We start from the raw sequence: 10,080 nt of genomic DNA, 5'->3' as shown, positions 1-10,080 counted from the left end.
CAAACCAGGCAAGGATAAACCAGTTCTTCCGTACGTGCCAGGATACACACCTAAGGATAAAGACGGTAATCCGTTGAAACCAGTAGATCCAAACGATCCAACTAAAGGATATGAAGTACCAAATGTTCCAACTAACCCAGGTGAGGATACACCAATTAACTATGTTCCAAATCCTAGGGAAGTAGAAAAACCTGCTAAACCAGCTCAACCTTCTAAACCTTCTAAACAAGAAACACCTAAATATGTTGAAGGTCAAAAAGAGTTGCCTAACACAGGTACAGAAGCTAACGCTAGTCTAGCATCGCTCGGACTTCTTGGAGCACTAGGAGGGTTTGGACTTCTTGCTCGTAAGAAAAAAGAAGATTAAATCTAATTAGATTTTCTAATAAGAATAAGGAGTTGGATGGAATATCCGCTCCTTTTTCTTATAGTTTGAAACTATAGGATTGCCTAGGAAAGAAGTGTTAGAGGGGACTAACAGTTTTTGGTATAATGGAAGATATTTGAAAGAAAAGAGAAGTGATATGACACAGATTATTGATGGGAAGGCTCTAGCAGCTAAGTTACAAGGACAGCTGGCTGAAAAGACTGCAAGATTAAAGGAAGAAACAGGTTTAGTACCTGGTTTGGTGGTGATTTTGGTTGGGGACAACCCTGCCAGCCAAGTCTACGTTCGAAATAAGGAACGTTCTGCCCTTGCAGCTGGTTTTCGTAGTGAAGTAGTCCGAGTTCCAGAAACCATTACCCAAGAGGAATTGTTAAACTTGATTGCCAAATACAATCAAGATTCAGAATGGCACGGGATATTGGTTCAGTTACCATTGCCAAAACATATTGATGAAGAGGCGGTTTTATTAGCCATTGACCCAGAAAAGGATGTGGATGGTTTTCATCCGCTAAACATGGGGCGTCTTTGGTCAGGTCATCCAGTCATGATTCCTTCGACACCTGCAGGAATTATGGAAATGTTTCATGAATATGGGATTGACTTGGAAGGTAAAAATGCGGTCGTCATCGGTCGTTCCAATATCGTTGGAAAACCTATGGCCCAACTTCTTTTGGCAAAGAATGCTACAGTGACTTTGACCCACTCACGGACTCATAATCTTGCCAAGGTGGCTGCTAAAGCAGATATTCTGGTGGTCGCAATCGGTCGTGCCAAGTTTGTGACTGCTGACTTTGTCAAACCTGGTGCGGTTGTCATTGATGTCGGGATGAACCGCGATGAAAATGGGAAGCTCTGTGGGGATGTTGATTATGAGGCAGTTGCCCCACTTGCTAGCCATATTACGCCAGTTCCTGGAGGTGTAGGTCCTATGACCATTACCATGCTGATGGAGCAAACTTATCAAGCAGCACTTCGGACATTGGATAGAAAATAGGAAAAAAGAAGGTAGAATAATGTTTTACCTTCTTTTTATATAATGCAGTCTAAAATGATATGAGTCCATAAACTATAAATTTGAAGTATGAAAATGCTATTAATGGAATGAAATTTGTATCAGAAAGAGTCTAGAATAGAAAGCTACTTTCATTGCACCTATTCCTTTTGAATGAACTTATCTTGCATACCATTTTATTAGGTTAAATTGATGGAAAATGATTGCAATTTTAGGCGCGTTTTGATATATTCAATATATAAAATATATTATCGAACTTGGTACTTGTTTGTGTATTCAGAAGGAGGTCATTTTTTTAAAAAAAGTAAACGCTTACTTTGTATCAAGAAAAAGAAATGAGGATTTTAATGAACAAAAGACCTTTTGATAAACGTTGTCATTATAGCATTCGTAAATTTGCAATAGGTGCGGCATCTGTAATGATTGGGGCTAGTATATTTGGTATATCAGCTGTACAAGCTGAGGAGTTGGCTTCATCCAATGCTCAAACAGAAGAAACAACTGTTCATCAAGCTCAACCTTTAGACAAGCTTCCCGATGATGTGGCAGCTGCTATCGCAAAGGCTGATGAGAATGGTGGGCGTGAGTTTGTAAAACCCAAAGCTGAGTCGGCAGAAGATAAAGTGACTAAGGATACAGAAACTACTAGACCTGCTAACGATGGTAGTCATGAATTGGCTAGTCCTAAAGTGGAAACTCCAAATAAAGTAGAAGAAGGAACCAAGGCTGAGGACAAACAGAAATCTGAAGAGGCAAATCCAAAGCCTGTTGAATCTGCAGTAACAGCTGGAACCGAAGTAAAAGAGGATTCTAAAAAAACTTCTGAAAAGGACCAAGTGAAAGCAGACACAGAGATTAAACCTTCTTCTGAAAAATCGCAAGCACTATCTGGAGAGTCAAACAAAGCTGAAGTTGAAAAGGAAAAACAACTATTATCGGAGCGAAAACAAGATTTTAATAAAGATTGGTATTTTAAACTAAATGCCCAAGGAGATTTTTCAAAAAAAGATGTGGATGTTCATGATTGGTCTAAATTGAATCTTCCACATGATTGGAGCATTTATTTTGATTTCGACCATAAGTCTCCCGCGCGTAATGAAGGTGGCCAGTTAAATGGTGGAACAGCTTGGTATCGTAAGACTTTCACATTAAATGAAGCAGACAAGAATAAGGATGTTCGTATCAATTTTGATGGTGTTTACATGGATTCAAAGGTCTATGTAAATGGTAAATTTGTAGGACATTATCCAAGTGGCTATAATCATTTTTCATATGATATCACAGAATTTTTAAACAAGGATGGTAGTGAAAATTCAATTACTGTTCAAGTGACCAATAAGCAACCAAGTAGTCGTTGGTATTCAGGAAGTGGGATTTATCGTGATGTAACTCTTAGTTATCGTGATAAAGTCCATGTTGCCGAAAATGGTAATCATATCACTACTCCAAAACTTGCTGAGCAAAAAGAAGGGAATGTTGAAACACAGGTTCAAAGTAAGATTAAAAATACGGATAAGAAGGCTGCTAAAGTCTTTGTGGAACAACAAATTTTCACTAAGGAAGGTAAGGTTGTTTCAGAATTAGTGCGCTCTGAAACGAAGAATTTAGCAGAAAATGAAGTTGCAGATTTCAGACAAACAATCCTAGTTAATAAACCAACTCTTTGGACGACAAAAAGTTATCATCCTCAACTGTATGTTTTGAAAACAAAGGTTTATAAAGAAGGTCAACTAGTTGATGTAACAGAAGATACATTTGGTTACCGCTATTTTAATTGGACTGCTAAGGATGGTTTCTCTCTGAATGGTGAACGCATGAAATTCCACGGAGTAAGTATTCACCATGACAATGGAGCTTTGGGTGCAGAAGAAAATTATAAGGCTACCTATCGTAAATTAAAACTCCTGAAAGATATGGGGGTTAACTCTATTCGAACAACCCACAATCCAGCTAGTCCTCAGTTACTTGATGCTGCAGCAAGTTTAGGTCTTTTGGTTCAAGAGGAAGCTTTTGATACTTGGTATGGTGGTAAGAAGACTTATGACTATGGACGTTTCTTTGATCAAGATGCAACCCATCCTGAAGCTAAGAAGGGTGAGAAGTGGTCTGATTTTGATCTTAGAACAATGGTAGAACGTGATAAGAACAATCCGTCTATCGTCATGTGGTCTCTTGGAAATGAGGTAGAAGAGGCAAATGGTAGTCCTCGCTCTATCGAAACTGCTAAGCGTCTGAAGGCTATTATCAAGGCGATTGATACTGAGCGTTATGTCACCATGGGTGAAAATAAATTTAGTCGTGCAGCGACAGGTGATTTCTTGAAACTCGCAGAAATCATGGATGCTGTCGGTATGAACTATGGTGAACGTTTTTATGATGCGGTTCGTAGAGCGCATCCAGACTGGCTCATTTATGGTTCTGAAACCTCTTCAGCTACTAGAACGCGTGATTCTTATTACAATCCTGCTCAAATCCTTGGACACGATAACCGTCCAAATCGTCACTATGAACAATCTGATTATGGTAACGACCGTGTTGGGTGGGGAAGAACAGCTACTGAGTCATGGACTTTTGACCGTGATCGCGCTGGCTATGCCGGACAATTTATCTGGACTGGGTTTGATTATATTGGTGAACCAACTCCATGGCATAACCAAGATAATACACCTGTAAAAAGCTCTTACTTTGGTATCATCGATACGGCTGGTTTACCAAAAAATGATTTCTACCTTTATCGCAGTGAGTGGTATAGTGCTAAAGAAAAGCCAACTGTACGTATTTTACCACATTGGAACTGGACTGAAGAGACACTTAAGGATCGCAAGATGCTAGTCGATGGAAAGGTTCCGGTTCGTACCTTCTCAAATGCTGCAAGTGTCGAATTATTCTTAAATGGAGAGTCGCTTGGTAAGAAGGAATTTACTAAGAAAACGACAGAAGATGGACGTCCATATCATGAGGGAGCTAAGCCAAGTGAATTGTATCTCGAGTGGCTTGTGAAATACCAACCCGGCACACTGACTGCGATTGCTCGAGATGAAAAAGGCAATGAAATTGCGCGTGATAGTGTGACAACTGCTGGGGAGCCAGCAAGGGTTCGTCTGACTAAAGAAGAGCATGTTATCACTGCAGATGGAAAAGACCTATCCTACATCCATTATGAGATTGTGGATGGCGATGGGAATGTGGTTCCGACAGCGAATAATCTTGTTCATTTCAATCTTCATGGTCAGGGACAAATTGTTGGTGTGGATAATGGAGAACAAGCTAGCCGTGAGCGCTACAAAGCTCAAGCAGATGGAACATGGCAAAGACGTGCTTTCAATGGTAAAGGAGTTGTCATTGTAAAATCAACAGAGAAAGAAGGTAAATTTACTCTTTATGCAGATTCTGCTGGTTTAACTTCTGATAGCGCAACGGTCGCAACTGTGTCTGGTAAGAAAGAAAACCGTCATTTTGTAACCTTTGCTCCTGTAAAAGCAACAACTGATGTGACGACAAATCCTGAATTGCCTCAAACAGTAACAGCTATTTATAGCGACGGTAGTGTTGAGGAAAAGACTGTAACATGGGACATGCCAGCTGACTTGCTTACAAGTGCAGGTGAGAAAAAAGTATCTGGACGTGTAGAAGGTTTGGAAAGCAAAGCTGAGGCCCTTGTAAAAGTGATTGCCTTAGATAGATGGTTACCAAAAGTTGCTACAGTACCAGTTGGTACAACTGCAGCAGATTTGGATAAAACGGTCACAGCTGTTTTGACAGATGGTAGCTTGATTGATACAGATGTTGTCTCATGGACCTTGAAAGATCCTTCTGCCTTGACAAAAGAAGGTGGACGTACGGAAGCTACTGGTAAATTAGTAGATGATGGTCATGAAGTTACGGCAACCTTTATCGCAAGCAATAAGGAAACAACAAGTAGCATTACAGGACTTACTGTTGGGGATAAAGCTCTTGAGAACTTCGAGTCTGGCAAGACTTATTATCGTGTATCTCTTCCTTACACTGGAACAATTCCAAGTGTTGGGGCTCAGACTACTGGTTATCAAGTAACTGTTCAGCAAGCTTCTGCTTATAATGGTTATCAGGCCTCTGTCTTCTTGAGTGACCAAAAGGGTGACTTGGTTCAAACTTACCTAATTCAGTTTGTGAAGGAAGCTCCTGCCTTGAAACGTTTGGAAGTAGTTGTGGAAGGAAAAGAAACTGCTACTGAAGATCAGGTCTTAACTTATCGTGTCATTGGTAGTTATGAGGATGGTTCTCAAACAGAATTTTCAGCTTCAGATATTCACCTAGAAGCTAAGTCATCTGATGGTGGGTATCTTGAGGTGAATGGACAGAACTTGTTGCTCTATACTAAGGGAAGAGTGATTTTGACACCTCGGATCGATAATCAAACAGAGAAAACAGAATCTGTAACTACTGAAGTAGTGATTAAAGAAAATAAAGTCAGCAAGAAGATTGTGAAACTTCATCCTGTATCTATTTCTACAGATATTAATCAGCAACCGAATCTACCTAAAGAAGTTGGGGCAGAATTTGATAAGGGCTTGCCACGCAAAGTATCTGTAACTTGGGACAAGGTAGATGAAAAAGAATTGGGTCGCTATCATAGCTTTACCCTTAAAGGCCACGTAGAAGGTACAGATATTAAAGCTCAAGCGACTGTAACGGTTGAAGGATTGCAAGTTGCAGAGGAAATCAGTCTCACAGTTCCTAAGGGTGAGACGGTTCAATTGCCAGCCAATGTGCGTGCTTACCATTCTAACGGAACAACTATCTACAAAGATGTAGTTTGGGATCAGGTTTCAGAAAACTTTAGTCAAACAGAAGGAGTCTATGAAATCAATGGTCGTTTAGTGGGTAGCAATCTTACCACTAAAGCTCATGTTCGAGTGTCTAGTCAAGTTGTTGCTGGAAATAATATCTCTAAACAATGGACAGGGTCACAATTGCCAGCTGCTATTGTTTCCAATACAGGAGGAGATGATTCAGCTAATACCTTGAACGACCTGACTGTGTCAAGAACGCCAACAGATGCTAAAAATAGATGGACTACTTGGAGAACAAATACAGATAATGACTGGGCTTCTATCTTGTTTGGTAATTCAGGAGACTTGACGAAACGTTTTGTCAACAATTTATCAGTTGATTTCTATACTGATGGAGCAATTGGTCTTCCAAAAGAATATGTAGTTGAATATTATGTAGGTAAAGAAATTCCAGATTTACCAAGTGATGTCAGCAATGCTCAGCGTGATACTAATCATCCATTTAATAATCCAGCCAACTGGAAGGCAGTTGAAAACTTACATGCTCCAAGCCAGCTATCTGCAACTCAAACCAATCACTTTACCTTTGACAAGGTAGAAACCTATGCTGTTCGTCTTCGAATGAAAAAGGCTGAAGGTACTGCGGGAGTTGGTCTGACAGAGCTAACTATCCTTGGAAACAAGGTCTTAAGTGAAACAAGTTCAGATATTTCTATCAAAGTAGATGGCAAGGATCTTGAACACTTTAATCCATCGAAAACAGATTATTATATTCCTCAATCTAGCAAGGAAATTACTGCAACAGCTAGCAACAATGGTTTGGTTACTCTTGTTCCAGCAACAAGTCCAAAAGGTGCGACACGTCTTATTTTGAAGGCTGAAGATGGTACTATTTTAAAAGAATATCGGATCTACCGTAATGATGAAAAAGATACAAGTCTACCTTTAGCAGCTGAAAATGGTGCAACTACTTTGAAGCTCGGAGATACCCTTCAGCTTCCATCAGAAGTCACTGTTTATTATCCAACTTCAAATACTTGGACTACTGCTAAACTTGCAGTGAAGTGGGATGCTATTCCTGAACATGCGACAGAGCATGAGGGAACATTTGAAATTACCGGTCATGTCATTGGTACAAATCTAACGACTAAAATGCAGGTGACAGTTGTAGCTAAAGGAAATCAAGTCATCTCAGAAAATCCAAGCAACAATGAAACGGATTCTAAAGCCTTTGCTTCGACAACGAATGATACACAAGCAGCTTCACATGATCGAATTTTCTATATCAATGATGGAAAATACAATGAAGATGGACGTTGGACAAACTGGTCTCGTACTCCAAAAAATGAAGAAACTTCTGTCGGACTACTCTTTAAGAAAGACGGTAAAATTGCCTCTCAGTCTATTGGAAAAGTATCCATTCAGTTCTTTAAAGATAGTGGAACAGATGCCCCAGAGAAAATGGTTCTAGAAAGATATATTGGCCCTGCCTTTACAGAACCAAGTACGATTTCTCGTTATGAAGAAAATGCTGACCATCCATTCAACAAGGCAGAAAATTGGGCACCAATTCCTTACAAGGCTTCTGGAGAATTAGTGGCTGGTAAACCAATCGAGTTTAACTTTGATCCAGTTCAAACAACAGCTATTCGTGCGCGTATGACTCGTAAGGCTACTACTAATGGTCTAGCACTTGTAGAATTTACAGCCTACTCTGCAGGCAAGGGAGTAGAAGTCGAAACACCATCAGCGACTATTTCGATTGATGGAAAAGCATTGGAAAACTTTGATCCAAATGTGACAGAGTACACCCTAACAACAATGGGATCCAAACCAAAAGTCACTGCGACAACTAGTGGACATGGAGTAGTCACAGTTGTGGATCATGGAAATACAAATCTTCCAACACTTGTGCGTCTTATTTCCAAAGATGGAAATCTGGTGAAAGAATATCGTTTACACTTTAAGTCTACCTTCCAAACAACACCGACAGAAGGCGTTAAGAACTTAGTTGCAGAAGCTCCAAGTTTGGAAATTGAAAAGACTCCACTTCCGTTTAAAGAAATTATTCGTGAAAATCCTGAACTTTCTCAAGGTCAACGTCGTGTAGTTTCTGAAGGACAAGATGGAGAAAAAGTTGACTATATTCAAGTATCAGGAACTACTAGAACTCTTGTTCATACTGAACAAAGAAAAGCTCAAGATCGTATTATTGAGGTAGGGGTAAAACAATCTATTTCAAATAGTAAGGGTGAGGAACCTGCGCCAGTCAACGAAGTTCCAGAATTCAAAGGCGGTGCTAACTTTGTAGAAGCAGTAGTCAACGAAGTCCCAGAATTCAAAGGCGGAGCTAACTTTGTAGAAGCAGCCGTCAACGAAGTTCCAGAATTCAAAGGCGGTGCTAACTTTGTAGAAGCTGCCGTCAATGAAGTTCCAGAATTTAAAGGTGGTGCTAACTTTGTAGAAGCAGCAGTCAATGAAGTTCCAGAATACACAGGAATTCTTGCCACTGTAGGAGATCAAGCGGCACCAAGCGTTGAGAAACCTGAATTTAAGGGTGGCGTTAATGCAGTAATGGCTTTGAAACATGAACTTCCAGAGTACCGTGGTGTTCTAGCTACAGTAGGTAATCAACCAGCACCGACAGTAGAAAAACCAGAGTTTAAACTAAGTTCGGTAGAAAAATCTCAGAATCCAGAAGCACCAGTTCAAGTTGCCAAGGAAGACAAGAGATTGCCAGAAACTGGTGAAAAACAGTCAGAAACAGCTATCTTCTTGGCAGGTGTTACCTTGGCCTTGTCAGCAGCTTTATTAACTGCAAAACGCAAAGAGGATTAGTTTGTGCACCTAATACTATTCTATTTGTATAGATTAATAGAAGAGAAAAAATGAATCGATAAATGAGTCGAAGAGATGGAGAGGACCGATTAGGCCTCTCTGTCTTTACTATTAAAAATGAAATCGTTTACTTTCGTGTTTGGACGAAAGGAGATAAGATAAAGATGGATAAAAATTTTTTCAATAAACGTTGTCATTACAGTATTCGTAAATTGGCTATTGGAGTAGCTTCTGTTATGATTGGTGCTAGTATCTTTGGTTTTAATCTAGTAGAGGCTGCAGAAACAGGTGGTGTGGTAGATAAAGAGGGAACTATAACTCAAGCTCAGCCATTTGAAAAGTTACCTGATGAACTTGCGGCGGTTTTGAAGAAAGCAGAAGAAAATTCGGGGAAGGAAGCCAGCTCGACTGTTGGAAATGGAGAAAATACAGAAACTATTGGCTCTACTGATGCGACGAATAATCCCAAACCGGCTGAAGTACCTAGAACTCAAGAGAATGAAACAAAGCCGTCTGAAGCTATGAGTGGAGGACAAAATGATAAAGTAATCTCTAAACTAAGTCAACCATCTACACCTGAAACTCCAAAAGTAGAGCAAACAGGTGATGGAACGGTTGAACTGGCAGATCAATTCACTGCAAGCAAACCAGCTAGCGAAGATAGTATTGCAGCTGCCAGCAAGAGTACAGATTATCTCAAGAAAGAGTATAAGGTTTTCCCAACTCCACAAAAAGTGACTTATGGAGAAGGAGTAACAGCTCTCCGTAAGCAAGTCAATCTGGTAATGGGAGATCAACTCGATATCTATACTCGTAATCGCTTGAAGAGTGTCTTGCAGGACAATCAAGTATCCTATACTACTAGTCAATCAGCAGTTGCTGGCGCAACTAATATCTATCTGGGTGTGCATGGACGAGGCTCACAAGCAGAACAAAACTTGTCTAACGTTTCAGCAGGTCTCTTTGATAAGATTGATGCCTATGCTCTGACCATCAAGGATAACTCGATTTCCATCGTCGGAAAAGACACAGATGCGGTCTTCTATGGTTTGACAACCTTGAAACACATG

Annotated in this window: 4 protein-coding genes; all 4 read left to right on the top strand. The window is 40.1% G+C overall.

The features are described 5' to 3' along the window. Positions 1–367 (top strand): LPXTG cell wall anchor domain-containing protein (locus tag ADH52_RS06785; protein WP_049510684.1); only part of this gene is annotated, 367 nt, incomplete at its 5' end. Positions 368–524: 157 nt separating this feature from the next. Continuing rightward, positions 525–1,382 (top strand): bifunctional methylenetetrahydrofolate dehydrogenase/methenyltetrahydrofolate cyclohydrolase, encoded by an 858-nt coding sequence (locus ADH52_RS06780; protein WP_049510683.1) that lies wholly within the window; start codon positions 525–527, stop codon positions 1,380–1,382. Positions 1,383–1,747: 365 nt separating this feature from the next. Next, positions 1,748–9,010: an SIALI-17 repeat-containing surface protein gene (locus ADH52_RS06775; RefSeq protein ID WP_049510682.1), complete on the top strand. Its 7,263-nt coding sequence runs from the start codon at positions 1,748–1,750 to the stop codon at positions 9,008–9,010. 164 nt (positions 9,011–9,174) lie between these two features. Then, positions 9,175–10,080, top strand: a 906-nt coding sequence (locus ADH52_RS06770; RefSeq protein ID WP_152903964.1) for a glycoside hydrolase family 20 zincin-like fold domain-containing protein, incomplete at its 3' end; no start/stop codon positions are given.

The sequence above is a fragment of the Streptococcus pseudopneumoniae genome (assembly GCF_001072665.1).
Taxonomy (GTDB): domain Bacteria; phylum Bacillota; class Bacilli; order Lactobacillales; family Streptococcaceae; genus Streptococcus; species Streptococcus pseudopneumoniae_S.
This window is presented reverse-complemented; position numbering and strand designations above follow the sequence as displayed.